This is a genomic window from Paracoccus sp. S3-43 (assembly GCF_029027965.1).
Lineage (GTDB): Bacteria > Pseudomonadota > Alphaproteobacteria > Rhodobacterales > Rhodobacteraceae > Paracoccus.
The window spans coordinates 1,174,665-1,201,080 of sequence record NZ_CP119082.1; the positions used below are offsets into that span (position 1 = coordinate 1,174,665).

Below are 26,416 nucleotides of genomic sequence, written 5' to 3' on the forward strand. Positions count from 1 at the left end.
TGTCAGGCCTGTTAGTGCGGCCCGATAGATGCCGCTGGCCGGGATGGTGATGCGCGGACCGGGGCCAAATCTCCAACAGCGAGCTCGAAGCTCTGAGAAGGTTCCTGGTTTGCCCAACCCGGATCATGTCGATCATTTGCCCATTCGGATCATGCCTTCCTCACAACTCTGCGTTCCGTTCCTGCCGACGCGCCCGATCAGGCGGTGGCCATCACCGGATCGCGATAGTCCTCGCCGCGCGTCAGCATCGCCCAAATGCCGCGCGCCATCTTGTTGGCCAGCGCGAAGGCTGCGACCATCGGTGGCTTGCGTTCCAGCATGCGCTCAAGCCAGGGATTTTGCGGTGCGCCACGGCGCAGCGCCCAGCGGACCACCGCCATCGCGCCGGTGACAAGCAGTCGCCGGATGTCCCGCTGCCCCATCTTCGATGTTTTCCCCAGCCTCTGTTTTCCGCCAGAAGAATGTTGCCGCGGCACCAACCCGAGCCAAGCTGCAAAATCGCGGCCACGCCGGAACTGGTCCATCGGCGGCGCGAAGGTTTCGACTGCGAGCGCAGTGATCGGTCCGACACCCGGCATGGTCTGTAACTGCCGGGGCATGGCGGCCGCCCTGGACGCGGCGGCGAGCTTTGCCGAGACTGCGGTAAGGCGGGACGTCAACAGTTCGATCTGCTCCAGAACCATGCGGCAGATGTCTCGCGCCAGGTCAGGCAGGCCCGAACCAGGATCCTCGACCACCTTCGCCAGCCGCGGGATATATCCGACCCCTTCCGGCGCCACATGCCCGAATTCATAGAGGTGCGCGCGAAGGGCGTTGATCGCTTCGGTCCGCTGCTTCACGATCTGCTCGCGGGCGCGAAACGCCACCGCCCGGGCCTGTTGGGCTTCGGTCTTGGGTTCGACGAACCGCATGGTCGGACGCATCGCTGCCTCAACGATTGCTTCCGCGTCGGCGGCGTCGTTTTTCTGGCGCTTGATGAACGGTTTGACGTAATGCGGCGCAATGAGCCGGACGCTGTGCCCGTAGGCGGACAATTCCCGCGCCCAATGGTGCGCGCTGGGACACGCCTCCATCGCCACGTCGCATGCGGGATGGTCCGTCATGAATCGCGCAAACTGCAGTCGCGACAGCTTCTTGCGGAAAACAACCACCCCATCCGCTGCCGCCCCGTGCAGCTGGAACACGTTCTTTGCCAGATCGACCCCGATAATGCTAACTTCTTCCATGGATGCCCTCTCCTTCAGCTTGTGCTTCGACACCACGAGTATGGCACATCGCGATGCCGTCAGGGTGAGAGCGGCATCCACCCCATCTCCACCAAGCTGACACTGCCCGCCCTGCGCTTAAGTGTATGAAGGTGCGAGATAATATCGTTCTTCCGTCAATTCGTGCTCCTGATCATTCATGGCCATTACTACCGTGACCGTAGAGGTTGGCGTTGGTGTGGGCGTTCCTTTCATTCTCGAATTCGAGGCTGGAATGAGCGATGCCGAAGCGCTCGCTCAGTCGTGCTTTGATCTCGCCCTTGATGGCCTCAATTCTTGTCCATCCATCTTCGGCGACGACCACGTGGCAGTCGAGCGCCGCCTCGTGTTCCTGCATCTGCCATAGATGCACGTGGTGGACATCCGTAACGCCGTCCACGTCCCGCATCGCGGCAATCACGGCCGAGTTGTCGATATCCGGCGGGCTGCCCAGCATCAGTGTCCGGATCGGGCCGCCGATCTCGGTCAGTGCGAGATACAGTATATACAGCGCGATACCGATGGTGATTGCGGGATCGACCCAGCGCAGGTCGTAGAGAATGATCAGCGTGCCGCCGACGATCACGGCGACCGAGGCGAGCGCATCCGAGAGGTTGTGCAGGAAGAGCGCGCGGATGTTCACGCTGCCCTTCTGCATGGACCAGGTGAGCGCCGCAGTCAGAGCGTCGACCACGAGCGCCACGCCGCCGAGGATCACGACGGTCCAACCCTGAACCTCGGGCGGATCGATCATGCGCATACCGCCCTCGTAGATCAGGTAAACGCCGACGAGGATGAGTGTCGTGTAGTTGATCAGTGCAGCGACAATCTCGATCCGGCCGTATCCGAAGGTCATGCGTTCGTCGGCGGGCCGCCGCGCGATCTTGCGCGCCGCGAAAGCGATCACCAGCGACGCCATGTCCGAGAAGTTGTGCAGCGCATCCGCGATCAGCGCGAGACTGCCCGAAACGACGCCGCCCGCGATCTGTGCGACGGTCAGAAGGGCGTTCGCCCAGATCGCGATGGACACGCGCCGGTCACCGGATGCGGGATCGATGTGGGCATGGCCGTGATCATGCGGCACGGTGCGTCTCCTCATGAAGATGGTTCGGGCGAGCGAGGCCGGGGATTTGCGGCACCTTGCCCCGCCTAATTGCGCGCACGCGTCTGTTCATCCAGTGGCGGATGACGTGGCGATAGAGCCAGTCGCGCAAGGCGCCGAAGTCCTGGCGATGCCCCCGGTAGAACTCGTCTGGTATAGCGTATGTTGCGAGATCGCGGGCGATGCCGGTCTTCTGGATATATGTGTCGTCGCCGGTCCACTCGACCGGTGGGCCGCTCAAGCAGTCGGTGCTGGCCCCGTAGCCGCAAAGGCTTTCCATCTCGATGAACGCCCGTTGCAGCGATTTCAGAAAGGGCGTGTCCAGGATGAACCCTTCGAGATTGATCCATCCATTCTCGGTCTCGACCTCTACCCAGGAGTGGAGGATTTCCGCGGGGGCCAGCGGATAAACCCACTCGGGCACGACACCGCGCTGGAGCGCCTTGTGGATGGTGAAGCCATGCAGGCGACACCGAATGCCAAGGCAACGTAGCAACGCCATGAGCAGCGTGCCCTTGGTGTTGCACTGGCCGTAGCCGTCCGACAGCACTTCTGAGGGCGGGATGTCGTCGGCACGATTGTAGCCGAAAGCGATCTCGTTTCGGACGAAATCATAGGCGGCACCGATCCGGTCATGCTCGCCAAAAGCCTGCCAGCCGCGGCCCGCGACCAGATCCGCAATAGGAGCGGCTTCGAAATCCAGCAGCCGCGTGGCTGTCAGCAAGGGGTCAATGGCGGGCAAGATGCATCTCCTCGAGTCTGGCGAGGATCTACATAAATGCTCCAGCGACTGTAGCTTCAAGTCCTTTTTCTCAGAAGGCGATCAATCGCTACCGGTCGTCGGCATGAACGGCTTTGTGGTGTTCGCCGTGTGCATCGCGCAGGATGTCGATACCGCCCCACGCCGCGATCCCGGCCACGACCACACCCACGACCAGGTCCGGCCAGTTCGTTCCCAGCCAGGCGACGAGACCGCCAGCCACGACGATCCCGAGGTTCGCGGCGAAGTCGTTCCAGCTGAAGGTGTTCGCCGCGCGGATGTTGACGTCCGGTTCGCGGAGTCGGGCGAGCAACCAGACGCAGACCGCGTTGATCGCCGCGGCGATCAGGGCCATGGCGATCATGATCGTCCCGAGCGGATCTGACCCGCCGATGTAGCGGCGCCATGCATCGTAGAGGATGCCTGCAGCGAACAGGATCAGCAGCCCACCGGAGATGTTCGCCGCTCCGCGTTTCCATTTGCCGGACCGGGACAGCGCAAACAGGCTGATAGCGTAGACGAAGCTGTCGGAAAGGTTGTCGAGGCCGTTGGCGATCAAGGCGCTGGAATCGCCGAACGCACCGGTTGCAAAAAAAGCCACGGCCAGACCGATATTGAGCGCCAGAACGATCCAGAGCGTGCGTCTCTCTTTTGAATCTTGTTCTGCGGCCATTTCTCGTTTTCGGCTCGTGGTTTACGATCGAAGAACTCCTGCGGCTGGTCTAAGTTCCTGCCGCGACATTGGCATGGTCCAATCAGGCCCCAATCTCGTCGTGCTCGGTCAGACATTCAGAATGGTCCCGCAATACCTCCAGCACCCGGCAATCCGCTGTCCGCCCGCCGCTGCACTCGTGGACCATGCGTTTCAGTTCCGTGCGCAGCGCCTTCAGGCGGGCCATGCGCTGCTCCACCCGTTTGAGCTGGCGACGCGCGATGGCATCAGCTTCATCACAGGGCCGATTGGGATGGTCGCTGAGGTCGAGCAGCTCGCGGATCGCATCGAGCGAGAAGCCGAGTTGCCGCGAGTGGCGGATGAAGGACAGGCGATCGAGTTGTGAACCGTCGTAGCGCCTCTGTCCGCCCTCGGTCCGGCCAGGTTCGGGCATGAGCCCGATCTGCTCGTAGTACCGGATGGTCTGCACCTTCGTGCCGGTCTTCTTTGACAGAGTGCCGATCGTGAGCATTCTCACCTCCAGAAAAAGTATACAGTCCTTGTAGGTTTTGCGGTGTGAGCGGGCAAGTGCGGGATTCACAGGCGCGTGATGTCGCATCAAGGCGCCATCTTCATGCTTGAACCTTCAGTGGCTAGAGGATGTAGACGCGCAGACACACAAGGATCAATGGCAGGCGAACAGGATTGTCTCTTACATCGGCACAGAAGTTTCTTTGGGTTTTGGCAGGCGTGGCAGCGCTTGCCTTCGTATGGCTTTTACTCTGGTCCGACTATCGTGCCGACAGCGCCCGAACTGACGCCGAGCCGCCTTTCTTCGCTGAGTTCGAACTGACGGACCACCAGGGTATGGTTCGAACCGAGAAGGACTTTGCGGGGCGCTGGATGCTTGTTTTTTTCGGCTTTACCAACTGCCCCGACGTCTGCCCGACGACCCTATCTGAGGTCGCGGCGGTGATGGACGGTCTGGGCGACGATGCCGCCAAGGTCCAGCCGATTTTCATCACCATCGACCCCGAACGGGACACGCCCGCCGCACTCGCCGAATACGTCCCGCTGTTCGATGCGGGCATCATCGGTCTGACCGGCACGCCGGAACAGATCGCCGCCACCTCCGAGACGTTTCCGATCTTCTTTGAACGCGTCGAAGAGGCTGCGGCGCCGGATGGTTACACGATGGGCCACACGTCGCATTTGTTCCTCTTCGATCCCGACGCGGGCTTCGCCGACTCGTGGCCCTACGGCACCTCCGCCGAAGAGATCTTCGCCGATCTGGAAGAGAGGATCTGACCGAAATGAACCGCATATCCGGAGAAATAGCCCTCGGGCTGGCGTGGATCATCGCGCTCGTCGCCTCGCTTGCCGTGCTTTTCATCGGCGAGGTGCTGGGGCAGACGCCCTGTGTGCTGTGCTGGTTCCAGCGCGCCTTCATGTTCCCCTTGGCCATCGTCCTCGGGTTCGGCCTTTGGTGGCGGGACGGCCGCGTGGGGCGCTACGGCATCGCATTGGCGCTTGGCGGCGGCGCAATCGCCCTCTGGCACATAGGGCTGTACGTCGGTCTTGTTCCCGAACGCATCCAGCCCTGCACGGCCACCGGCCCCTCTTGCACCGATGACAACCAACTGGTCTTCGGCGTCCCGATCCCGCTGATGGCGCTCGCCGCCTTCGCGCTGATCGGGGCGCTGTCGGCCCTTTCATTGAAGGACACACGAACATGAACCGACGCGGCCTGATCCTGTCCGTTCTCGCCCTCGGCGTCGCCGGTTTCGGCGGAGCCACCTGGTTTGCAACCCGCCCCGGCCCGGTGGCCGAAGCGGAGCCTGTTGCGCCGGAACTCGCGGACGCGATGATCCGCCCCTACTCGCCCATCCTCGGGCCTGCGGAAGCGCCCGTCACGATCGTCGAATTCTTCGATCCGGCCTGCGAGGCCTGTCGCGCCTTTCATCCCATCGTGAAGGACATCATGGCCGAGCATGGGGATGCTGTCCGCGTCGTGATCCGCTACACGCCCTTCCACGGCGCGGCATCCGAGGAAGCCATCCGCGTGCTCGAGGCGGCGCACATGCAGGACGTTTACGTGCCGGTGCTCGAGGCCGTTCTGCGGGAACAGCCGAGATGGGCGTCACACGGTGCCCCGGCGCCTGGCCTGATCCTTCAGATCGCCACCACGGCCGGACTCGATGCCGAGGCCGCGCGCACGCAAATGCTGGCACCCGATGTCGTGGCGATCCTGAATCAGGATCGTGCCGATGTAGAGACCGTGGGAGTTCGCCAGACGCCCACATTCTTCGTGAACGGCAAGCCGCTCGATCCATTCGGGGAGGCAGAACTGCGGCGATTGGTGGCTGCCGAAGTCGCTGCCGCGCAAAGCTGAATGGAAAGGGCAGGATCAAAACGATGAAAAAGTATATTTTGACCAGCACACTGGCGGCGCTTTTGACCCTTGGAGGGCTCTCAGTGCCCGCGCTGGCCGCACCCGAGGATGTTGTCGTCGAGAACGCGTGGTCCCGCGCCTCCATCGGGGTGAACCGTCCCGGGGCCGCTTACATGACGATCCGCAACACTGGCGACGAGCCGGTGACGCTGATCGGCCTTACAACACCGCTCGCGATGATGCCCGAAATTCACGAGACGAAGACCAATGCCGAGGGTGTGAGTTCCATGAGCCCGGCGGGGGAAATCGCGATCGCCCCGGGCGAGAGCGTCGCGCTCGAACCGGGGGGCCTGCACGCAATGCTAATGCGGCTGCAAGAACCGATGACAGAAGGGGAAACCTTTCCGCTGACCCTGCTTTTCGACGACGGAGGCGAAGTGACGGTCGAGGTGACGATCCTCGGCATCGCCGCGCGGGGGCCGGAGGACTGATGCGGCGACGGGCGATCCTGGGGTACGGCGCGGCTGGTGTCGGGGTGGTCGCCCTGATGCTCTTTGCCGGTTGGTGGCAGGTCGATGGCCCCGGTGGACCTGAGCCTATCGGGCAGCGGCCTGTGGCTCTGACCGCGATGGATTTCCGTCTGACGGATCATGAGGGCAACGCGGTCGGGCCGGAAACCCTGATCCGGCGACCGACGATGGCGTTCTTCGGCTTCACCTACTGTCCCGATGTCTGCCCGACCACGCTCTCGGACATTTCGGGATGGCTCGACGATCTGGGAGACGAGGCCGACGAGATGAACGTGGTTTTCATCACGGTCGATCCCGAGCGCGACACTGTCGAAACGATGGCCGAATATGTCGGCTACTTCCATCCGGCGATTCGCGGCTGGACGGGGCCGGAGGAGCAGATAGCGCGCGTCGCGGACGGCTTCCACGCCACCTACGAAAGGGTGCCGACGGAGAGCGGCGATTACACGATGAACCACAGCGCGAGCGTCTTCCTGTTCGCAGCCTCTGGGCGGTTCGTCACCATGATCGACTATCACGAACCCAGAGAATTCGCGGTGCCGAAAATTCGCCGCGCGCTGGAAGAAGAAATGGAGGGGGCGACATGAGGCTCAGAACTTTGGCGGCTTGTGTCGCAATTGCGGGGACAGTTCCCGGGGCAGCTATCGCGATCTCCGATCTTTTGTCGAAAGAACCCGTGCCGCCGGAACTTGCCCAGGCAGGTAGCTGGATGCCCCAAGGTCCTGAAGCCCCCCAGAACGTTGACATCCCCGTGATGCTGCCCGCGGCGGCATGGGCAGACGATGCATCCGACCTCAGCCCGCTGCCCCTTCTGCAGGTCGCGTTTGCCGACAGGCCGGTAAGGGCGATCGAGCCACCGCTGTCGACGTGGTCGCGCGACATTTTACCAGGCGAGACGCTCGATTTCTTGCTGTCCGAAGCTGGACTTGCGGCTTCTGACAGAGCCGAAGTTGCCCTCGCGCTTGGCGCGGAATACGATCTGCGACGGCTGCGGCCGGGGCACTCGGTCACTGTCGCTTCGACCATGGACGGCAGCCCCCGCACCGTCTCACTTGCCGTCGAGGACGGGGTTCGGATCGAGGTGATTTTCGGCGAGCAGTTGTCCACACAGGTCGTGACTCCGGATCCGGAAATCGTAACCCTTGCCGGCAAAGCCGTGATCGACAGCTCGATCTTCGCGGCACTCGACGAAGCCGGCATACCCGCCCGTTTTTCCGTGGACCTTGCGCAGATGCTGGGTGGGACCGTGGATTTCCGCCGCGAGATGGCCGGCGGCGAAGCACTAAGGCTTCTCTGGCGTGAGGCGCGGGTCGGCGAGGACAGGATCGGACAGCCCGAACTCGCCTTCGCCGCACTGGAGATCGGCGGTTCGCTTTACGAGATCGTATGGCCGGACGACGGCAGCGGTCAGGCGACGATCTACGTCGATGGCGAGGTGCTGCGCGTCTTCGCACAGCCGGTCGAGGGTGCGCGCCTGAGCTCGGTGTTCGGACGCCGCACGCATCCGGTCTTTGGCAACGTCCGGATGCACACCGGCGTCGATTTCGCAGCGGCACGTGGGACACCGGTTCAAGCGACGGCACCGGGGCGGGTCAATTTCATCGGCTGGCGCGGCGGATATGGTCGCGTGGTCGAAATCTTGCACGGCTCCGACACCATGACGCGCTACGCGCATCTGAGCGCCGTGCCGGAAGACTTGGCACAAGGCCAACGCGTTGCGGCGGGAGACGTGATCGGCCGCGTCGGCGCGACTGGCACGGCGACAGGTCCGAACCTGCACTATGAGGTGCTCGTGGATGGGCGCCCGACTGACCCCCTCTCTGACGACCGGCTCGCCGAAGCAGCCGAGCGCGAAGCGGATGATACCGCCGCGCTCTCGCGTCTGGCCGAGGCGCGGGCGCTTCTGAATGAAAACCTCGGCAGCGAGATTGCCGAAACGATAACCGAAAGGCTCTGATCCATGAAACGCATGACCCAAGCTCTGGCCATCACGCTCGCCCTTTTCCCGGCGGCACAGGCCCTCGCAGAGGCAACGGCGATCGACGTCCGCAAGACGAACGGATGCGGCTGCTGCCTCTCGTGGATGAACCATCTCGAAGAAAACGGTTTTGCGCCGACGGGCCAGGACATGTTCGGTGGATCGCTGGTTCGCTTCAAGTTCGACAACGGCGTGCCGCAGCGCATGGTCTCCTGCCACACCGCGGTCATTGATGGCTACGTGATCGAGGGCCATGTCCCGGCCGCTGACATCCGCCGCCTTCTCGAGGAGCGCCCGGACACCGTAGGCCTCGCCGTTCCGGGGATGCCCTATGGCTCGCCCGGTATGGGGCCTGAAGATGACCGCGAAGCCTATGATGTCTTCCTCATCCGCGAGGACGGGTCGACGGAAGTCTTTTCAAGCTACGCCGAAGGATAATCTGGCCCGCCCATGGAAAATCTGTCCCCGATAATGCTCGGCTTTCTCGGAAGTCTCGCCGCCGGTTCGCTCACGGCAGTCGGAGCAGCTCCCGTGCTGTTCGGGCGCATCCCGTCCCGGGCCACGCGCGATCTGTCGCTCGGCTTCGCTGCCGGTGTCATGCTGTCAGCCTCGTTCTTTTCGCTGATCATCCCGGCATTAGATGCCGCAGAGCCGATGTTCGAGAACGGCGCGATGCCTGCGGCCATCGTATGCGTCTCGATCCTTCTGGGCATGGGGGCTGTCGCCCTGATGAACGAAAAGCTGCCGCACGAGCATTTCAAGACGGGACGCGAAGGGCCCGAAGCGGCGTCATTGCGGCGGGTCTGGCTGTTCATCATCGCGATCACGATCCACAACTTTCCCGAGGGTCTCGCGGTCGGGGTCGGGTTCGGTTCCGGTGGCATGGAAGGTGGCCTCCCACTCGCCATCGGCATCGGCTTGCAGAACGCGCCCGAAGGATTGGCCGTCGCGGTGTCGCTGCTGGGCGAGGGATATCCGAAGCTGCGCGCCTGGGGCATTGCGGCGCTGACTGGCATGGTCGAGCCGATTGGCGGTCTGCTCGGGGCCGGCATCATCACACTGTCGGAACCGCTGCTTCCATGGGGACTGGCCTTTGCCGCGGGCGCAATGCTCTACGTCATCAGCCACGAGATTATCCCCGAAACCCATCGCAGCGGCTATCAGAACAGGGCGACGCTCGGCCTGGCTGTCGGGCTCGTTCTGATGCTGTTTCTCGATGTCTGGTTGGGGTGAGGCAATGTCACTACCCAAAGTGATCGGCGTCTTTGCCGCGCTTGCTGCGTTCGCAATCGATCAGATCACCAAAGCCATTGTCGTTGCGAATGCCGCCACTTTTAGCGCCGGGATTTCCGTGTTTCCGGGATTCAACCTCGTCTTTTCTCGTAATGACGGCGTGACTTTCGGGATGCTGGGCGGCGCGCCGTGGTGGAGCCTCACCGCTCTCGCTCTTGCCATCTGTGTTTGGCTTGCTGTCATGCTGTTTCGCGTCGAAAATGCGGCCGAAACACTTGCCTACGGCGCGATCATTGGCGGAGCGCTGGGCAATGTCATCGATCGTGTGCGCTATCGGGCTGTAACAGACTTTCTCGATTTCTACATTGGCACAACACATTGGCCTGCCTTCAACATGGCCGATGTATTTGTCGTCAGTGGCGTAGGGCTCTTGCTCGCCGCGCCATGGATCAGCGCGCGGCGTCCGATCAAGTCGTGAAGACGGAAATTCTGAACCGCATCGCTCTGCGCCCCTGTTTGCTTTCGCGGATGACGCTTGGTTTCGCCGCCGGGGCGCTGACGGTTCTGACTTTCCCGCCTCTTTCGATTCTCCTGCTTGTTCCCGTTGCCTATTCCGCGTTGTTTGTCGGGCTTCGCGATCTCTCCTTCGGGCGCGCTTTCCTCGTCGGCTGGGCGTTTGGTCTCGGCCAGTTCGGTTTCGGGATTTCGTGGATTGCAGAGAGTTTCTACGTCGAGGCCGAGCGGTTCGGGGCGATGGCGATCCCGGCCGTCGCGGGATTGTCCGCAGGTCTCGCGATTTTCCCGGCCATTGCCGCCGCGCTTTTCGCCGAAATCGCGCGGCGTGGAGCCATGGGCAGTCTCTTGGCCTGCCTCCTGTTCGCGACCTCCTGGACCGTGGCCGAGTGGTTGCGCGGTCACGTTCTGACAGGTTTTCCATGGAACCTCGCCGGCTACGCTTTGGTCGATTACGCCGCTCCTCGCCAACCCGCCGCCTGGGTCGGAAGCTATGGGCTAAGCTTTCTCACCGTGTTCGTCGCGGCACTTCCCGGCGCGGCTGTCATGGCGTCCGGGCGGCAACGATTGACCGTTTCGCTCATGGCGCTGGCGGGCATCGCGACGATGTGGGCTGTCGGCACGCTTCGCCTCCAGTCGGATGCACAACAGCCACCCGGTGTCGACCTGCGCATCGTCCAAGGCAACATTCCACAAGAGGAGAAATGGGCGCCCGAGAACCGCGAGGCGACCTTCGCGCGCTATCTTGAGCTTTCAACCCAGCCCGGCGATTTCGACGTTCTTCTTTGGCCGGAAACCGCCTTTCCGGGTTTCCTCGATGAGGATACGGAGGCACGGGATCGCATTGCCGCTGCGCTACCAGACGGCAGGGTGCTGCTCACCGGTGTGCCGGACCGTGTACCGAGCGAAGATGGCACCCGATATTTCAACACGGTCCAGGCTTTTGGCGCGACCGGCAGAATCCTGACCGGATACGCGAAACATCATCTCGTACCCTTCGGCGAATATGTGCCATTCCGCGGCTGGTCGCCCATCGAGCGGCTCACGGCGGGTCTGGGCGATTTTACGCCCGGACCGGGCCCGCGAACGCTTGCGCTTCCGGGTGTGCCGCTGGTCGCCCTAGCGATCTGCTATGAGATCATCTTCCCAAGCCATGTGGTCGACGACCTGTTCAAGCCAGACTGGATCTTCAACGCAACCAACGACGCCTGGTTTGGCACCAGCATCGGACCTGAGCAGCATCTGGCTTCCGCACGTATGCGCGCCGTAGAGGAAGGCCTTCCTGTCATTCGAGCCGCGAATACGGGCATCTCTGCGGTCATCGACACGAGCGGAGAGATCGTTGCGCGGCTCGATACCGGCGAAACGGGCATCATCGACGCTAGCCTGCCCTCCGCGCGACCGCCGACACTCTACGCGAGCTTCGGGGACTGGATGCTGCTGGCGCTCATCTTGGCTTCGTGGAGCTGGGCAACGGCGACCAATGCGACGGCGCGCTACCGCCGCATGAGAAACACCGTCATGCAAAGATGTGGATAGGTGTTCCGTCCTTCACCATTGCATAGATGTCCTCGATCTGCCGATCTGTGACCGCGATGCAGCCAGCTGTCCAGTCGCGGACGTCCGTTGGGTCGATGCCGGGTCGTGGACCACCATGGATGAAGATGTCGCCCCCGGGGGATCGGCCCTGCGCCTCGGCAAAAGCGATGTCGGCCTCATTCGGATAAGAGATGCCAACCGAAAGATGATAAGTGCTTTCAGGGTTGCGCTTATCGACTATGTAGGTGCCCTCCGGGGTCCGGCCGTCTCCCTCGAATTGCTTGTGACCCTCAGGAGCGAAACCCAGCCCGACCGGATAGGTTTGCAATACGCGATCGGCTCCGTCGAGAACAAGCAAGCGCTGCCCCTTATAAAGCCGAACACGGGTCACCTCGGGTCCGCCATAGCTGCGGAACTTGCTGGCACAGCCGGACAAAAACGCTGCGAACCCGCCCAACAGGACGGCGCGGCGGGGAAATCGGATGGTTTTCACTGCTCATGCCTCTTTGGTGAGGTCGGATATGGATATTACGGTACCTTGCAAATGCTGCGTGATCAATGTGCATGGGCAAGCGCGGCCTTTGTCATCTGTGGACCAACCTGTTCACCGCCGGACGGAGGCGCCTTGGCCTCTTGGCTGTTCAGCAGGCGCAGGGCGTTGGCCACCACCAGCAATGACACTCCTACGTCGGCTGCAATAGCGCCCCACATCGATGCCACTCCAAACGCGGTAGCGACAACGAAAACGCCCTTGGTCGCCAAGGAAATACCGATGTTCTGATGGATAATCGACATTGTCCGGCGCGAATGACCGATCAGCCAAGGCACCTTGCCAAGGTCGTCGGTCATCAGGGCAATATCCGCAGTCTCGATTGCCGCGTCCGAACCAACAGCACCCATCGCGATGGCGTAATGCGCCCGCGCCATGGCGGGGGCGTCGTTCACCCCGTCGCCGATCATGGCCACCATGTCATGCGTTTCGACCAGTTCTTCGATGGCTGTCACTTTGTCTTCGGGCAGAAGCTCGGCGCGGACCTCGTCGATGCCGACCTCGGCTGCAACGGCGCGCGCCGTCCGCTCGTTATCGCCCGTCAGCATGACGATGGTCTTCACGCCTTGCGCGTGGAGCTGTGCCACGATGCCCTTGGCGTCGGGGCGGATACGGTCGCGCAATTCCAGGATGCCGGTCACGCCGGTGTCGTCGCCCACGGCAACAAGGGTGCTGCCAGCCCCTTCGATGCGGTCGCGCAAATCCTTCGGAATGGCGTCACCGAAACCCTTCTCCTCGGCAAACCGGTCCGACCCTAGCCAGATCGACCGGCCGTCAGTGCGTCCTTCAAGTCCCCTACCAGGAACGGTTCGGGTATCTTCTGCGGCGGACACCTTGATGCCGTCGGCTTCTGCCCGCGCGAGAATGGCGCGCGCCAAGGGATGCGAGGAACGTGCCTCGAGCCCCGCGGCGAGGGTCATCAGATCCTGCGCCGATGCTCTACCCAGCGGATGCACCGCCGCCACCTCGGGCTCGCCCATGGTGATCGTGCCGGTCTTGTCCATGGCCAGTGCAGTGGTCTTGCCCGGTGCCTCAACATATGCACCGCCCTTGATCAGCACTCCGGCCCGCGCTGAAGCGGTGAGTGCGGCGACGATGGAGACCGGTGTCGAGATGACCAGAGCACACGGGCAGGCGATCACTAGCAGCACGAGTGCATTGTAGAACCAATAATCCCAGGCCCCACCGAAAATGAGCGGCGGCAGCAGGGCAATTGCAATGGCGAGAGCCATGACGATAGGCGTGTAGATGCGGGCGAACTTCGCCACCCATTGCTCCACCGGCGCGCGGCGGGCATGGGCGTCGCCGACCATGCGGATGATCTTGGCCAAGACGGTGTCCGAGGCGGCCTTCGTGGCGCGCACCGTCAATGTGCCTTCGCCGTTGATCGTGCCGGCATAGACTTCGTCGCCTCGTTCCTTTGGGACCAGCGCACTCTCTCCGGTGATTGGCGCCTGATCGACCGCGCCCGCGCCGTCCGTCACCTCACCATCGAGGGGGATACGGTCGCCACCGCGTACTATGAAGCTTGAGCCTACGGCGACTTGAGCCGCCGGAACGTCGGCCTCGCTTCCGTCTTCGCGGATCACGCGCGCCGTCGGTGGTGCAAGATCCAAGAGCGCCGAGACCGCATTCCTCGCACGCCCGACGCTCCAGCTTTCGAGGTAGAGCGAGAGCGAGAAGAAGAACGCAACCGTCGCCGCCTCGAAGAATTCGCCAAGCCCTATGGCACCGGCCACCGCGACCACCATCAGCAGGTTCATGTCGGGCGACAGCCTCCGTGCGGACGACCATGCCTTGGGTGCCACGAGCCAGACACCGAACAGGATCGCAACCGCGAATAGCCCTGCCTCGACCAGTGGCATCGGCGCTTCGCCGTGCCCTGCGAAGAGGCCGAGTGCCCCCCCCATGCCGGTCTCGATGATGTGCCACAGAAATCCCGCGGCCCAGAAGCCGCCACTGAGCGCCGTAAACAGCCGCTGTCGTGCAAGATGGGCCGCCTGGTCGACCGACGCGTTTTCGGCATCCCAGGGCTTGGCGGTCATGCCGGTGCTTGCGACCAGTTCTGCAATTTCGCCGTCCGATACACTCTTGGCGCTGTCGAGAATAGTCATCCGTCCATTGATCACGTCGAACGCGAGATGCTCGGCCCCGCCGATCTTCGGGCCAACCACCTTGTTCAGGATCGCGACCTCCTCGGCGCAATCGAGGCCGGACACCTGAAAACTGCGCCCGCCCGTCGGCGCGGGCGTCGTCGGCTCGATGTCGCCGCACGTTCCCGCGCTCCCGCAACAGTTGCCGCCGTTTGCCTGGTCGTCTTCGGCATGATCGTGATCGTGGTGATGGGTGTCGGACGGCATGAATGGACCTCTGGATTCGGGTGCATCACCATGACATAGCCCCTACAGTAGCTAGAGCTTCAAGAGCAAAATACGGTGGTATTTCAGTTTGTATTTTTGCTAGAAAGTGCGGTGATCCGTGCGGTTTTAGCACTACCCATGAAAACCGTCGCGAGGAGTGGCATAAGCGGAAGGAACAACAATGCTGAGTATTACTCGGACACGGATGAAGATGGCTGTCGTCGCACTCTTTCTGACCGCAAGCTGCGGCTCGCAGGAGGTCGGCCAGTTGCCTGCCACTGAACCCGAGTCCGGCGTTCCCGAGATCGTTCTCGAATTGGCGGCGGACGGTCAGGATCTCTCAACCGTCCGCCTGCTGCCTGACGACGGGTGTTACTGGTACGAGCATCGCGGTCAGGTCGAGACAACGCTCCTGCCACTTCGGGCAAGAAACGGAGCGGCTATCTGTCGGCAGGCGCAGGCCTGACGAATGCGAACGGCAGCATCCGTCGCTCGGCGCGCATCACCACAGGTCGCCAACCTCTGGTGCCGCAAGGCTGCCTTCCGCCGAATAGAGATACGCCGTCGAGCCGATCTCGACACGTGGATAGAGACTGTTGATGTGCGCCATCACCATCCTGACGCAACCCGAGCTGGCTCGGCTGCCGATACTTTGCGGAAACGGGGTACCGTGAATCCGCAAATATGTGTCGCGATCCCCGACGTAGAGGTACATGGCCCGCGATCCGAGCGCGTTCTCGGGCCCGGGTTCCACACCACCCTCGAACTGCGCATAAATCTCCGGTTCCCGCTCGATCATGTTCTGGGTCGGGGTCCAGTGCGGCCACTCGACCTTGCGCTGTATCGTATAGATACCCGGTTCGTAGAGGTCGCCACGCCCGATCGCCACGCCATAACGCATAGCGGTTCCACCCTCCTCGATATGGTAGAGATATCGCGCGACCGCATCGACATGGATATCTCCCGGTACGAGACCGTCCTTCGCGACGACTCGTTGCGGCAGGAACCGCGGGTGCAGACCCCAAGGATTGGAGGTTTCGGGGACATAATTTGGAGGCGTCACCTGTGCATCCCAGGCAGCCTTCTGCGCCTCGGTGGGCCAGGTATCGGCGAGGAGTGGGCCGGAGACCGACGCTGAAAACAGCGCTGTGGTTGATCGAACGAAGTGTCGTCTTGTCAGCATTTGGCAGCCTTTGTTCTGGGCATTTGCGCAGGCTCGCGAGGCACGAGCAGCGCTTTCGTGTCTCGATATGCAACCTCCACCAACTAGAGCTTCAAGGCATTTCTTTCCGCTAGCGCCGCACAGGTCAAAGGGGCGTGTGCAATCCCGTTGTTGCCGCTCAGCCGATCTTCGCGCCCCAGAACGAGGTGTGGTCAGCCGCGAAGTAGCCGTCCGCGACCCGGAAATACCCCTGCAACTCGACGGTGTCGCCCGCAGTGAGCGGGACCATGGTCTGCAGCCAGATCGCGGTGGCTAGCGAGACATGGGTGGCGGAGATTTCGCCGAGGGAGCCGCGGATTTCCGTCGTGCCGTTCAGCACGAGCCGCCCGCGCATGCGGGCCGTGGCGCTGGCGTTGATCTTGTAAAGCAGCGTCGCGCCGAAGAGGTAGGTGCCATCCGAAGGCGCCACGAAATGGTTGTTCGCGGCGTCGAACGCCCCCTGATCGTTATAGTCGGTGTTGTTCAGGCCGATCTTCGTCCAGGTTCCTACGCCGACATAGTTGTCGTAGTTGGTGTACGCCTTGAACCGCGGCAGCCGGGGCTGATCGACGATGCCGTTCGCGTTGTCGACGCTCAGCCCGTCGAAGAAGGTGCTGCCGTCGGCGGAGACGGCGAGCCGGAAACTGTCCGAGCCGAACAGCCCCACCAGCGCCTTGGTCACGAAGCCGGTCTGCAGCGTCAGGCCGAGATCGTCGCCCGCAGCCTCCTTGTTCATGGTGTAGAACAGATCGCCGGTGCCGCCCTCGGCCAAGGTCTTCGCGGTCCAGAGCGCCGCGTTCAGCTTGGCCGAGAACGGATTCGACGCATCGGCCGTCGTGCCGAGTCCCAGCAGCGCAAGGTTCTGCAGCGCGGCCGGCGTGGTTCCTACCCAACCTGACCCGTCATAGACCAGCAGCAGCCCCTCGTCCTCGACCCACGCCCGCCAGCCGGTCCGTGGGGGCAGGCGGAGCCAGGCGCCATCGGTCCAGAGTGCGACGTTTAGGTCCCAGCTGGCCCAGTCGCCTGTCGCGCCCGAGCCGACGATGTAGCGGTCGCCGTCGGCGGGGCTCGCAGGGGGTGCTGCCAGGTCCCGATCGATAACAGAGAGCTGAACGAGCCCGTCGAGGATCCGCAGCGCCTCGTTGTGGGTGACGTGCTTCTGGGCCTGCGCCGCCAGGATATGGGGCAGCAGGAGATGGGTGGTGGCGTCGGACATGGGTTGGCTTTCAGAACGTGAGCGTGACAGTTTTCGGCGCGCCCCGCCCGACGAGGGCGGAGAGCTGGTAGATGCGGATGTTGACGGTGTCGCCGGGGGCGAGCGGCGCGCCCCAGTCGGCGCTCTGCTGGGCGGCGGTGTAGACGGCGCTGGTGGTGGCCGCGCTCAGCACCCGCTTCACGGCCGCGCCGTCGAGGATCTCGACCTCGTAGGTTTCCAGTTCCTCCGCCAGCGGCACCTCCAGCCCGCCCCAGCTGTCGGCGGAAAGAGCGCGGGACCGGCGCGTCCAGCGGATGGTCAGATCGCCGGGCGTGCGTGGGCGACGCCACGGCTGCTCGACATGGGCGACAGAGAAGGGCCGCAGTCCCGCGCCCGCGGGGGTAAAGGTCTGCGCCACATAGGTCTCGTCGCTCACAGGCCGGCTTGCCGGGCCGATACGCCAGTTCCACGGAATGCCAAGATCGGCCTCGGCGATCGGCAGCGACGCGAGGCTGTCGTCGAGCACCACGACCCGCGCGCCAGCAGGCGCCGGGTTGCCCATGGCGCCCTCGGTCCCGCGCTGGCCGCGCAGGAGCCCGGTCAGACGATATCGACCCGGCGCCAGAAGCTCTGCCACGCCCGCCTGCACGATTTCCCAGGTGCCGGGCGCACTCTCGATCGCGAGCGCGTTCGCCCCGCCGAACAGGGTCAGGTCACCCCACGAACCCGCGACGGGATGGTTGAATCCCTGAGAGTTCTTAAGGCTTGCCGTAAGACCGCTGTCACTGCGCGGCGTGTGGCCTTGCAGATGATCCACAACACGATCGTCTGCGCGCCCGATATCCTGCGCGATCAGCTCCGCCATATGACACGGATGCAGTTGGTGCGGACACTGGCCGCCTGGCGTCCGGATCTGACAGCCTATCGTGAAGTCGAGGCCGCCTATCGCATCAGCCTCAAGTCGCTCGCCCGTCGCTATATCGAACTGCACGATGAGATTGCCGACCTCGACATGATGATCAAAGCGATTGTCGAGGACCTGGCCCCTGAACTCGTCGCCCGCAACTCCATCGGCCACAACGGCGCCGCTCAACTGCTGCTTACGGCGGGCGACAATCCGGAACGCCTCAAGTCCGAAGCCAGCTTTGCCGCTCTGTGCGGCGCCAGCCCGGTCCCTGCATCATCAGGGAAGACCGTCCGACATCGTCTGAACCGCGGGGGCGATCGCGCGGCCAACAGCGCGCTGCACATCATTGCGATCGGCCGGCTCAGGACCGATGAGAAAACCAAGACCTATGTGGCCCGGCGCATCGCCGAAGGGCATAGCAAGCTGGAAGCCATCCGCAGCTTGAAACGCTACATTGCACGCGAGGTCTTCGGTATCATCATGCGCCGACAGCAGGACATCAACCGCACTCGCATTGCCGCTTGACAAACAGAAGGGCGTCCGAGGCAGCCAATACCTGTCGATCCGATATACCGAACGGCTGGCTGAGGCAGGCATCGACACCTCGGTCGGCAGCGTCGGGGACTCCTATGACAATGCCCTCGCGGAAAGCATCATTGGTCTGTTCAAGACCGAGGTCATCAAGTTCCTCGGACCCTGGAAGTCCGTCGGTCAGGTCGAATGGGAAACCTTGAAATGGGTCGACTGGTATAACAAGACGCGCCTGCACAGCGCCATCGGTTACGTCACGCCGAACGAAGCAGAGGAGGCCTTCTACGCAAGCTTGAACGCAGCCGAAAAAGCAGCCTAATCATTGAACCACAAACTCTCCGGTAAACCCAGGGCGGTTCAGTGGGGCCAGCATAGAAGTCCGAGACCAGTGTCCCGATCCGGGCGCGACTGCCGAACGTGGTCAGCAACTCGAAGCCATCCGTGGAAGGGCTGCGGAACACCGCCATCTCGCCGGGCCAGGGAACCGCGTGCGCCGCAATGAGGGGCCGATGCGCGGGCTGGTCCTCGGTCAGTTGCGGCAGGTCCATCAGCACCGCCTCCGGCGTGCCGAACACGACCGCCCGCGTCAGCGAGGCCGCGCGGGGATCGCCGGGCGGCAGATCGTAGGTCGCGCGGTCCTGGCGGACCGCCTCGATGCCGCGCGCCTCGGCGTCGGCGATCGAGACGAGCCGCAGATCGACCAGCCGCCCGTCATGCTCCAGCCGGATCGCGTCGGCCGGATCGAGCGCGAGCCGCGAGGGCGGCAGACGGAACGCCGCCGTCTCGCGGCCCACCCACGCCTCCATCAGCGCGCGGCGGCAGCGGCGTTCGGCTTCCTCGGGCGGCACGGCCATCAGGAAGGACTCGGACGCGATCCGGGTCGTGTCCACGGTGATCCGTCGCGCCTCGACGAGGGCCGCATCGTAATCCTCGTCGGCGCGGGCGACCTGCCATTTAAGCGCCTGCGGCAGTTCAGTCTCCTGGCCGCGCGTGAACCCGTCCCGCCAGTCCGAGAGCGGCATGTAGTTGTCGATGCCGATGAAGTCGGTGTTCGTGTCGGCCCAGAGCGGATCGAGATGGAAGAACACGTCGCCGCTGCCGTCGCCCGGCTGGTGCCCGAAGTATTCCGACCAGTCGGCGGCGTAGCCGATCTTGGTGCCGGACCCGAGGATCGAGCGCACATCGGCGAGCAGATCCCGATAGGCCTGCACGGCGGGATAGGTGCTGGCCCCCGAGCGGATCGTCGTCAGCCCCGGCATCTCGGTGCCGATCAGGAAGGCGTCGACACCGCCCGCCGCCGCGCAGAGATGGGCGTAGTGCAGCACCATGCGCCGCAGGCCCCAGTCGCCGGACGGGCCGGTCCACGAAACCGACTGGCCCGAGACACTAAAGCTCGCGGGCGTCGCGGCTCCGAAGAAGCTCGCGACCTGCGCGTCGGCCGTGCCGGTCTTGTCGACGGTCCCTGCGAAGCCAGCGGCAGGCGAACAGGTGATCCGCCCCCGCCAGGGAAACGCGGGCTGGCCGGTCTCGGCGGCGTTGTCCGAATAGGGGTTCGGCAGACTGTTGCCGGGCGGCACGTCCATCAGGATGAAGGGATAGAATGTCACGCGCAGCCCGCGGGCCTTCATCTCCTGGATCGCCTGCACCACGGCGAAGTCGGACGGCGTGCCGCCATAGACCGGGCGATCCTGATCGTCGCGGCTGACGAGGAAGGCACCGGCGCGGCTCACGCCATTCACCGACCAGCTGGCGGGCGTGGTCGACTTTGCGGACACCTCGACGCCCGGCCGCACCTTGCAGGATCCCGCCCGCAGATCGTCGCCGAACCACGCCACGACGAGGCTGACGCTCTCGACCGCAGGCGCCATCGCCTGCAGCCGGTCGAGCGCCTCCACCATGTCGGTGGAGTCGGCCAGCGCGTTCAGGTTCTCGGGTACCGTTGCGCCGCCATCGGTCTTCCGGATCGCCTGCGTGGCATAGGTGAACTCGCCCGAGGCCGGGATCATGGTGACCGCGCGGGTCAGCCCCTCGGCGGTGTCGGGATCGGCCAGCGGCCGGAACACCTCGAAGGAGAGCTGCGGCAGGCGGTTGCCATAGGCGGAGAGCGCCAGTTCCTCGAAGACCACATAGGCGGAGCCGCGATAGGCAGGCGTGCCGGCCGCGCCCATCTTCGCCGCGATGAAGGGATCGGCGGTCTGGGCCTCGTCGCCCGGATACCAGCGCCAGGTGACGCCGGAGAGGTCCATCGGCTTGCCGTCGGCCCAGATGCGGCCGATGCCGGTGATGGGACCTTCACACAAGGCGACGGCGAAGCTCGCGTAGTACAGATACTCGGTCGTCTTGACCTTGCCGCCCCCGCCGCCCTTGCCGCCGCCCTGCGTGGTGGTCTTCGTCTCCTCGCGGAAATCCGTCGCCCAGATGATGTTGCCGCCCATCCGCATCCGGCCGTAGAGCCGCGGGATGACCGCGCCCTCGGTGGCCGAGGTGATGCGCAGCGTGTCGAGCCGAGCGCCTTCGATGCGCTGCGTGGGCGCCAGCGACGAGATGATCCAGCTGTCGACGACCGAGCCGATGGTCGAGCCGATGAAGCCGCCGATGGTCGCGGCGCTGACGCCAAGGATTGCGCCGCCGATCGAACCGCCAATGGCGGCGCCAGCGGCACCGAGAACGAGGGTGGCCATGTCGGGGTCTCAGCGTTGCGGGAACAGGAAGGCGAAGGCAATGCGCCGTCGCCAGGATGGGGTAAGCGGTTCCTCGATCACGCCGAGCCGCTCATAAGCGTGGAGGAAGGTGGCGGGCCCGGTGAGGATCCCGACATGCTTGGCGATGGCGCGGGGCTTCATGCGGAAGAGGACCAGCGCGCCAGGTCCGGCGTCGCACGGGGCAATCTCAGCCATCATGCGCCGCGCGCCCTCGGCCAGAACCTCGCGCGGCCCGGTCTCACCCCAGTCCCGGCTGTAGGGCGGGATCGGGAACGGCTCGGGGCCCACCACTTCGCGCCAGACGCCCCGTGCCAGCCCGAGGCAATCGCAGCCGACACCGCGCAGGCTCGCTTGGTCGTGATACGGCGTGCCGAGCCAGGCCCGCGCAATGGTGATGACGCGGGCGGGATCGGCGGAGGTCACAGCACGGACCCCTCATGCCCGCCATCCTTGGTGGCGTAGCGCAGCACCGCATCTTGGCCGGGGATGTGCGGGAAGCCCCGGAAATTGGCGGTATTGGCGAACTTGTCGCTGCAGGTCTCAATACGCTTGTCGCAACCTGCACGAATAATGAAGGCATCATCACCAGCGATGGACCGCACCGGCGCTTCCAGCAGTGTCACCACCGCGATGCCCTCCGTGACATCATGTGCAATGACCTCCGCTCGCCGCCCGGTATTGGCCCCGCTAGTCCATTCGACGGTGCCAAAGGTGAACCGGCCGGAATTGAAGCCGCCGAGCCCCGAAGCTGTGAATGCCCGGTCTCGCAGAAGATCAAGGACGCCGCCTGTGCCCTTGAACGCTGGATCCTCCAAATCGACGCCGCAGCGCGCATCGCCGAGCGCGGCATCGCAGGTCGCCTGGAACGTCCGCCCGACCGTCTGCCCGAGCACATGCGCAAGCGAGCGAACCTCGGCGACGAAGGCCAGACGCCCACGCCGGATCTGGCCGATGGCACCGCGGCGCATCAATACGCGCTGGCCGGTGTCGGCCCAGTTTACCCGCCAGGCCTCTACCTCGGCATTGTCCCAGCGGCCGTCGAGGATGTCGGTCTCAGTGATACGGTCAGAGGTCAGCACGCCCTCGGCGTCCTGCGCATCGACCGAAAGTGGACCTGCACCGCTTCTGTTCCGGTCAGGTGCTCATGTTAAGCGGCCCTCTGCTCGAAGGCCACGGGTGATTTCCAGCCGAGGGCTGAGTGTTTGCGGCGCGGGTTGTAGAAGCCATTGATGTATTCGAAGAGGGCGATCTCGACGTCGCGTCGGGTGTGCCATTCGCGCCTCCAGACCAGTTCGGCCTTCAGGGACTTGAAGAAGCTCTCGACGGCCGAGTTATCATAGCAGTTGCCCTTGCGGCTCATTGATACCTTGAACCCGTTTTTGCGGAGAAGTTTCTGGTAGTCATGGGCGCAGTATTGCGCGCCGCGGACGCCCTTCTGTTTGTCAAGCGGCAATGCGAGTGCGGTTGATGTCCTGCTGTCGGCGCATGATGATACCGAAGACCTCGCGTGCAATGTAGCGTTTCAAGCTGCGGATGGCTTCCAGCTTGCTATGCCCTTCGGCGATGCGCCGGGCCACATAGGTCTTGGTTTTCTCATCGGTCCTGAGCCGGCCGATCGCAATGATGTGCAGCGCGCTGTTGGCCGCGCGATCGCCCCCGCGGTTCAGACGATGTCGGACGGTCTTCCCTGATGATGCAGGGACCGGGCTGGCGCCGCACAGAGCGGCAAAGCTGGCTTCGGACTTGAGGCGTTCCGGATTGTCGCCCGCCGTAAGCAGCAGTTGAGCGGCGCCGTTGTGGCCGATGGAGTTGCGGGCGACGAGTTCAGGGGCCAGGTCCTCGACAATCGCTTTGATCATCATGTCGAGGTCGGCAATCTCATCGTGCAGTTCGATATAGCGACGGGCGAGCGACTTGAGGCTGATGCGATAGGCGGCCTCGACTTCACGATAGGCTGTCAGATCCGGACGCCAGGCGGCCAGTGTCCGCACCAACTGCATCCGTGTCATATGGCGGAGCTGATCGCGCAGGATATCGGGCGCGCAGACGATCGTGTTGTGGATCATCTGCAAGGCCACACGCCGCGCAGTGACAGCGGTCTTACGGCAAGCCTTAAGAACTCTCAGGGATTCAACCATCCCGTCGCGGGTTCGTGGGGTGACCGTTCTCGCTCCAGCGAGGGCCGCATGTGCGGCATTCTGGGCATCGAGATCATCGTTCTTGCCGCGCCTGCGCCGGTCTTGCCGATCAGGCGCGGTGATCTCGAGAACCTCGATCCCTGCGGCTTGCAGGAAGCGCAGGAGCCCCGCGCCGTAGCTGCCAGTGGATTCGATCCCCACGCGCTGAAGCTGGCCCAAACTGCGCATCCAAGCGAGCATCTGGCGATAGCCTTGTCGCGTCGCGGCAAAGCTGCTGGTTCCGAGGATTCGGTCATGGTTGTCAACGACGGCGGCCACGTGCAAGTCCTTGTGCGTGTCGACGCCGCCGACAATACGGTTCGCGGTATTGCTTGTCTCGTGCATGTCTGGGCCCTTTGAGTTGCAAGTTCCACAAGCTCCACCCCAACCGGATGCATGGACAGGACAGTCATGTGACCGGATCGGTCAGGCCCTTCTCGGGTCACAAGCAGCGGCGAGGCGCAGCCTCTCCGCAAGGCGTTCCTGGGCGGCCGACAGGTCCGGGGAAAGACACGGCGGTCGATCAGTGTGTGGGTCAAACCGCGCAGGACGCCTTGCGGCGCCAGCTTACCAGACGGTCTATCGCTGTGAGAGTCAGGCCGCCCAAGAACTGGCAACCATCTTCTGACTATCCGTGTGATGAATACAGCCTGGTGGCGGGCGGCGCAGGGCAACAGCCATGTTCAGCGCCCTGATCGCCAGATCCTGTTTCATCCTGTTGCTGATAGCCCAGCCAATCACGCGCCTCGAGAACAGGTCGATGATGACGGCCAGATAAACCCAGCCCTCACGCGTCCAGATGTAGGTGATGTCGCCCGCCCACTTCTGGTTCGGGGCACTCGCCGAAAAGTCCTGTTGCAAGAGGTTCGGCGCGATGTTGAAGGCGTGATCGCTGTCGGTGGTGCGCTTGAACGCCGCTCGCTGCGGATGATGCGGATGCCGTTCTGGCGCATCAGACGGCCTACCCGACGCTGTCCGACCCGCAGGCCCAGCTCGTTCAACTCTTCGGTCATCCGCGGCCTGCCGTAGCTGCCCAGGCTCAGCCGATGCTGTTCGCGGATATGCGCCAGGATCACCATGTCGCGCCGCTGACGGATGGACGGGGGCCTGCGCAGCCACGCGCGCAACCCGCGATCCGTTACGCCCATCATGCGACAGAGATGGCTGCGCGAAAGGCTGCCCCGATAGCTGGCAATGAACTGAAACCTCACGGCTTTTGAGCCGCGAAGAACTGAGCCGCCTTTTTTAATACTTCCCTCTCCTCGCGCAATATACGGTTCTCTTTCCGCAGCCGTTCATTCTCGCGCAGAAGATCGGCGTCCCGGTCAGGCACCTTCGCCTCATCGGAAATCGCCCGTATCCACTTGCCGAGCGTCGAAAGCCCAACCCCAAGATCAGACGCAACCTGACGTCTCGTCAGGCCGCTGGTGAGCGCGATGCGAACCGCATCCCGCTTGAACTCGTCGCCGTGTGTCGCTGCCATATCCTGTCTCCTTTGGTGAGAGCATCGCTCTCAGAAGACCGGAACGAAACCGGGGCAGGTCCAAAGCTCTCGGCGTCACGCGCCATGATGGTTATGTTGACGCCTCCGCCTGCGCCGTAGCTCTGCGCCTCGCGCCGCGACAGCACGCGCTCGCCCCGCTGCAGGATCGCAGGAACCTCGTCGTGGCGCAGCGCACTGAACGACAGCCTCGATCTCGGCGCGGTGCTGGTAGTGGTAGCGTAGTGGCGAGAGCGTGACCTCCGGCTCGCCTGGCTCGCCGTCGCGCAGGATCAGCAGGCCTTCGGCCGGGACGCGCTCGGGCAGCACCTCACCGCGCAGGGCGGTGGCGGGCATCGCCGCCCGCGCCGCGCCCACCGCATCGACCGCCAGCGCCGCGCCGGTGCCCGCGAGGTTCTTGTGCGTGGTGTGGAACAGCGCGTTGCCGTCGGCCATGGCCGGGTTCGAGGTAATGATGCCCCAGACCACGTCCGACTCCAGCTGCGCGATGGAATTGCCGTACATTGCCGGGATCCGGGTGAAGGCGTCGAGATCATCGTTGATCAGCGTCTGGCGCATGACCCCGTCGCGCACCTGTGGCCAGACGAACTTGCCGCCCTCGAGCCGCTTGTGAACCAGCACTATCCCGGTCTGATCCCAGATCAAGAGCTTGATCCGATCCGCCCGCTTCGCTCGGAACACAAAGGCGGCTCCGCAGAACGGGTCTCTGGATAGTCCGGACCGGTTGTCCATGGCGCGACTTGCCGGCGGATTTCGGCAAGTGGAACTCAGTGTTCAAGCGGTTCCGGCGATGGGTAAAGGCCGATGCGTTCTACCGCATGTTCCGAGCCCTGGCTGAAGATGCCGATTTTGGATACGCCATGATCGACGGCAGCATCGTCAAGGTTCACCGCCACGGACAGGGCGCAAAAGGGGGACGCAAAGCCAGGCCATCGGGCGCTCTCGCGGAGGGATAACAACCAAGATCATGGCTTTGGCCGATGCGGTCGGCAACCTGACCGACTTTCGGCTGCTGCCGGGACAGGCCCATGATCTGCGCGGCACAGGGGCGCTGATCGATGGCCTGACGTGTGGCCAACTTCTTGCCGACCGGGCGTTCGATGCCGATTGGCTGCGCGAGGCGCTAACCGGTGCAGGGATCGAGCCGGTCATTCCGCCAAAGTCCAACCGCCGCTTCCCCGCCGAATTCGACCGCGAAACCTGCAAGTGGCGGCACCTGATCGAGAACCTCTTCGGCAGGCTCAAGGAATACAGAGGCATCGCCATGCGCTGCTGCAAGACTGATGAAAGTTTCAGCGCCTTCATTGCTCTCGCCGCAACCGTCATCCGACTCCGGTGAACGTCAACAC

24 protein-coding genes and 9 pseudogenes are annotated in these 26,416 nt (G+C 63.7%); 15 read left to right on the forward strand and 18 right to left on the reverse strand.

Annotated elements, in window-relative coordinates; genetic code table 11:
• Positions 1–197: 197 nt before the first annotated feature.
• From PXD02_RS06020 to PXD02_RS06040, 5 genes are all read right to left on the reverse strand, one after another.
• Entirely contained in the window at positions 198–1,226 is a 1,029-nt protein-coding gene (locus PXD02_RS06020) for an IS110 family RNA-guided transposase (protein ID WP_028720250.1), read from the reverse strand.
• 172 nt (positions 1,227–1,398) lie between these two features.
• Entirely contained in the window at positions 1,399–2,328 is a 930-nt protein-coding gene (locus PXD02_RS06025; RefSeq protein ID WP_090735052.1) for a cation diffusion facilitator family transporter, read from the reverse strand.
• On the reverse strand, positions 2,318–3,088 hold the full coding sequence (locus PXD02_RS06030) for a transglutaminase-like domain-containing protein (RefSeq protein WP_119001079.1): 771 nt from the start codon (positions 3,086–3,088) through the stop codon (positions 2,318–2,320). The genes PXD02_RS06025 and PXD02_RS06030 overlap by 11 nt, the downstream gene beginning before the upstream one ends.
• Positions 3,089–3,176: 88 nt before the next feature.
• Positions 3,177–3,779, reverse strand: a complete 603-nt coding sequence (locus PXD02_RS06035; RefSeq protein WP_090735048.1) for a cation efflux transmembrane domain-containing protein — start codon at positions 3,777–3,779, stop codon at positions 3,177–3,179.
• Positions 3,780–3,861: 82 nt separating this feature from the next.
• Positions 3,862–4,290: a MerR family transcriptional regulator gene (locus PXD02_RS06040; protein WP_007426244.1), complete on the reverse strand. Its 429-nt coding sequence runs from the start codon at positions 4,288–4,290 to the stop codon at positions 3,862–3,864.
• Positions 4,291–4,499: 209 nt separating this feature from the next.
• Between PXD02_RS06040 and PXD02_RS06045 the strand changes: the two genes are divergently transcribed.
• From PXD02_RS06045 to lnt, 10 genes are read left to right on the forward strand one after another with little or no spacing between them, the layout of a single operon-like run.
• Entirely contained in the window at positions 4,500–5,066 is a 567-nt protein-coding gene (locus tag PXD02_RS06045; protein ID WP_040610613.1) for an SCO family protein, read from the forward strand.
• Between the two features lie 5 nt (positions 5,067–5,071).
• A complete protein-coding gene (locus PXD02_RS06050; protein WP_119001078.1) occupies positions 5,072–5,494 on the forward strand; it encodes a disulfide bond formation protein B in 423 nt (140 codons plus the stop codon).
• Positions 5,491–6,150, forward strand: coding sequence for a DsbA family protein (locus tag PXD02_RS06055; protein ID WP_119001077.1), 660 nt, complete (start codon positions 5,491–5,493; stop codon positions 6,148–6,150). The genes PXD02_RS06050 and PXD02_RS06055 overlap by 4 nt, the downstream gene beginning before the upstream one ends.
• Before the next feature lie 23 nt (positions 6,151–6,173).
• Positions 6,174–6,641, forward strand: a complete 468-nt coding sequence (locus PXD02_RS06060) for a copper chaperone PCu(A)C (RefSeq protein ID WP_119001076.1) — start codon at positions 6,174–6,176, stop codon at positions 6,639–6,641.
• A complete protein-coding gene (locus tag PXD02_RS06065; protein WP_119001075.1) occupies positions 6,641–7,267 on the forward strand; it encodes an SCO family protein in 627 nt (208 codons plus the stop codon). The genes PXD02_RS06060 and PXD02_RS06065 overlap by 1 nt, the downstream gene beginning before the upstream one ends.
• Complete coding sequence (locus tag PXD02_RS06070; RefSeq protein ID WP_119001074.1) at positions 7,264–8,637, forward strand: M23 family metallopeptidase; 1,374 nt, start codon at positions 7,264–7,266, stop codon at positions 8,635–8,637. The genes PXD02_RS06065 and PXD02_RS06070 overlap by 4 nt, the downstream gene beginning before the upstream one ends.
• Positions 8,638–8,640: 3 nt before the next feature.
• Entirely contained in the window at positions 8,641–9,096 is a 456-nt protein-coding gene (locus PXD02_RS06075) for a DUF411 domain-containing protein (protein ID WP_119001073.1), read from the forward strand.
• Between the two features lie 12 nt (positions 9,097–9,108).
• Positions 9,109–9,891 (forward strand): ZIP family metal transporter, encoded by a 783-nt coding sequence (locus tag PXD02_RS06080; RefSeq protein WP_101498978.1) that lies wholly within the window; start codon positions 9,109–9,111, stop codon positions 9,889–9,891.
• A 19-nt stretch (positions 9,892–9,910) separates the two neighbouring features.
• Positions 9,911–10,369, forward strand: coding sequence for a signal peptidase II (gene lspA / locus PXD02_RS06085; RefSeq protein ID WP_090735086.1), 459 nt, complete (start codon positions 9,911–9,913; stop codon positions 10,367–10,369).
• Positions 10,336–11,943 (forward strand): apolipoprotein N-acyltransferase, encoded by a 1,608-nt coding sequence (gene lnt / locus PXD02_RS06090; protein WP_119001072.1) that lies wholly within the window; start codon positions 10,336–10,338, stop codon positions 11,941–11,943. The genes lspA and lnt overlap by 34 nt, the downstream gene beginning before the upstream one ends.
• Here lnt and PXD02_RS06095 read toward each other — a convergent pair.
• Both PXD02_RS06095 and PXD02_RS06100 read right to left on the reverse strand, forming a co-directional pair.
• Entirely contained in the window at positions 11,924–12,436 is a 513-nt protein-coding gene (locus PXD02_RS06095) for a L,D-transpeptidase family protein (protein WP_040611036.1), read from the reverse strand. The genes lnt and PXD02_RS06095 overlap by 20 nt on opposite strands.
• A gap of 62 nt (positions 12,437–12,498) precedes the next feature.
• On the reverse strand, positions 12,499–14,853 hold the full coding sequence (locus PXD02_RS06100; protein WP_119001071.1) for a heavy metal translocating P-type ATPase: 2,355 nt from the start codon (positions 14,851–14,853) through the stop codon (positions 12,499–12,501).
• Positions 14,854–15,034: 181 nt separating this feature from the next.
• Here PXD02_RS06100 and PXD02_RS06105 point away from each other — a divergent pair, with 181 nt between their 5' ends.
• A complete protein-coding gene (locus PXD02_RS06105; RefSeq protein ID WP_040610620.1) occupies positions 15,035–15,319 on the forward strand; it encodes a hypothetical protein in 285 nt (94 codons plus the stop codon).
• 36 nt (positions 15,320–15,355) lie between these two features.
• Here PXD02_RS06105 and PXD02_RS06110 read toward each other — a convergent pair whose 3' ends face one another.
• From PXD02_RS06110 to PXD02_RS06120, 3 genes and pseudogenes are all read right to left on the reverse strand, one after another.
• Positions 15,356–16,036 (reverse strand): L,D-transpeptidase, encoded by a 681-nt coding sequence (locus PXD02_RS06110; protein ID WP_090735029.1) that lies wholly within the window; start codon positions 16,034–16,036, stop codon positions 15,356–15,358.
• A 157-nt stretch (positions 16,037–16,193) separates the two neighbouring features.
• Positions 16,194–17,270, reverse strand: coding sequence for a DUF2793 domain-containing protein (locus PXD02_RS06115; RefSeq protein ID WP_255330494.1), 1,077 nt, complete (start codon positions 17,268–17,270; stop codon positions 16,194–16,196).
• A 10-nt stretch (positions 17,271–17,280) separates the two neighbouring features.
• A pseudogene (locus tag PXD02_RS06120) lies at positions 17,281–17,964 on the reverse strand (GTA baseplate fiber-binding domain-containing protein); the annotation flags it as partial.
• Between PXD02_RS06120 and PXD02_RS06125 the strand changes: the two are divergent.
• Positions 17,962–18,681 (forward strand): annotated as a pseudogene (locus PXD02_RS06125) (transposase); the annotation flags it as partial. The pseudogenes PXD02_RS06120 and PXD02_RS06125 overlap by 3 nt on opposite strands.
• Positions 18,682–18,697: 16 nt before the next feature.
• A pseudogene (locus PXD02_RS06130) lies at positions 18,698–19,006 on the forward strand (integrase core domain-containing protein); the annotation flags it as partial.
• A gap of 178 nt (positions 19,007–19,184) precedes the next feature.
• Here the strand turns inward: PXD02_RS06130 and PXD02_RS06135 are convergent.
• The 8 genes and pseudogenes from PXD02_RS06135 to tnpB all read right to left on the reverse strand — a co-directional run.
• Positions 19,185–21,368, reverse strand: a pseudogene (locus tag PXD02_RS06135) (baseplate multidomain protein megatron); the annotation flags it as partial.
• A gap of 9 nt (positions 21,369–21,377) precedes the next feature.
• On the reverse strand, positions 21,378–21,812 hold the full coding sequence (locus PXD02_RS06140) for an NlpC/P60 family protein (protein WP_168783748.1): 435 nt from the start codon (positions 21,810–21,812) through the stop codon (positions 21,378–21,380).
• A pseudogene (locus PXD02_RS06145) lies at positions 21,809–22,516 on the reverse strand (DUF2163 domain-containing protein); the annotation flags it as partial. The gene PXD02_RS06140 and the pseudogene PXD02_RS06145, both read right to left, overlap by 4 nt.
• 20 nt (positions 22,517–22,536) lie before the next feature.
• Positions 22,537–22,815: pseudogene (locus PXD02_RS06150) on the reverse strand (integrase core domain-containing protein); the annotation flags it as partial.
• Between the two features lie 16 nt (positions 22,816–22,831).
• Positions 22,832–23,911 (reverse strand): IS110 family RNA-guided transposase, encoded by a 1,080-nt coding sequence (locus tag PXD02_RS06155; RefSeq protein ID WP_036707957.1) that lies wholly within the window; start codon positions 23,909–23,911, stop codon positions 22,832–22,834.
• 285 nt (positions 23,912–24,196) lie between these two features.
• Positions 24,197–25,049 (reverse strand): annotated as a pseudogene (locus PXD02_RS06160) (IS3 family transposase); the annotation flags it as partial.
• Between the two features lie 186 nt (positions 25,050–25,235).
• Positions 25,236–25,403: pseudogene (locus PXD02_RS06165) on the reverse strand (acyl-CoA transferase); the annotation flags it as partial.
• A 45-nt stretch (positions 25,404–25,448) separates the two neighbouring features.
• Positions 25,449–25,799, reverse strand: a pseudogene (gene tnpB, locus PXD02_RS16850) (IS66 family insertion sequence element accessory protein TnpB); the annotation flags it as partial.
• Between the two features lie 8 nt (positions 25,800–25,807).
• On the opposite strand from tnpB, the gene PXD02_RS16855 reads away from it, so the two are divergent.
• Together PXD02_RS16855 and PXD02_RS06175 are read left to right on the forward strand one after the other, a co-directional pair.
• Complete coding sequence (locus PXD02_RS16855; protein ID WP_165456312.1) at positions 25,808–26,023, forward strand: transposase; 216 nt, start codon at positions 25,808–25,810, stop codon at positions 26,021–26,023.
• Entirely contained in the window at positions 25,921–26,406 is a 486-nt protein-coding gene (locus PXD02_RS06175; protein WP_131023395.1) for an IS5 family transposase, read from the forward strand. The genes PXD02_RS16855 and PXD02_RS06175 overlap by 103 nt, the downstream gene beginning before the upstream one ends.
• Positions 26,407–26,416: the final 10 nt, after the last annotated feature.

Bases quoted from the DNA above. Each gene is read 5' to 3' on its own strand.
- PXD02_RS06020 (WP_028720250.1), bottom strand. From the start codon at position 1,226: ATGGAAGAAGTTAGCATTATCGGGGTCGATCTGGCAAAGAACGTGTTC.
- PXD02_RS06035 (WP_090735048.1), bottom strand. From the start codon at position 3,779: ATGGCCGCAGAACAAGATTCAAAAGAGAGACGCACGCTCTGGATCGTT.
- PXD02_RS06040 (WP_007426244.1), bottom strand. From the start codon at position 4,290: ATGCTCACGATCGGCACTCTGTCAAAGAAGACCGGCACGAAGGTGCAG.
- PXD02_RS06050 (WP_119001078.1), top strand. From the start codon at position 5,072: ATGAACCGCATATCCGGAGAAATAGCCCTCGGGCTGGCGTGGATCATC.
- PXD02_RS06055 (WP_119001077.1), top strand. From the start codon at position 5,491: ATGAACCGACGCGGCCTGATCCTGTCCGTTCTCGCCCTCGGCGTCGCC.
- PXD02_RS06060 (WP_119001076.1), top strand. From the start codon at position 6,174: ATGAAAAAGTATATTTTGACCAGCACACTGGCGGCGCTTTTGACCCTT.
- PXD02_RS06065 (WP_119001075.1), top strand. From the start codon at position 6,641: ATGCGGCGACGGGCGATCCTGGGGTACGGCGCGGCTGGTGTCGGGGTG.
- PXD02_RS06070 (WP_119001074.1), top strand. From the start codon at position 7,264: ATGAGGCTCAGAACTTTGGCGGCTTGTGTCGCAATTGCGGGGACAGTT.
- PXD02_RS06075 (WP_119001073.1), top strand. From the start codon at position 8,641: ATGAAACGCATGACCCAAGCTCTGGCCATCACGCTCGCCCTTTTCCCG.
- PXD02_RS06080 (WP_101498978.1), top strand. From the start codon at position 9,109: ATGGAAAATCTGTCCCCGATAATGCTCGGCTTTCTCGGAAGTCTCGCC.
- lnt (WP_119001072.1), top strand. From the start codon at position 10,336: ATGGATCAGCGCGCGGCGTCCGATCAAGTCGTGAAGACGGAAATTCTG.
- PXD02_RS06100 (WP_119001071.1), bottom strand. From the start codon at position 14,853: ATGCCGTCCGACACCCATCACCACGATCACGATCATGCCGAAGACGAC.
- PXD02_RS06105 (WP_040610620.1), top strand. From the start codon at position 15,035: ATGCTGAGTATTACTCGGACACGGATGAAGATGGCTGTCGTCGCACTC.
- PXD02_RS06110 (WP_090735029.1), bottom strand. From the start codon at position 16,036: ATGCTGACAAGACGACACTTCGTTCGATCAACCACAGCGCTGTTTTCA.
- PXD02_RS06115 (WP_255330494.1), bottom strand. From the start codon at position 17,270: ATGTCCGACGCCACCACCCATCTCCTGCTGCCCCATATCCTGGCGGCG.
- PXD02_RS06155 (WP_036707957.1), bottom strand. From the start codon at position 23,911: ATGCACGAGACAAGCAATACCGCGAACCGTATTGTCGGCGGCGTCGAC.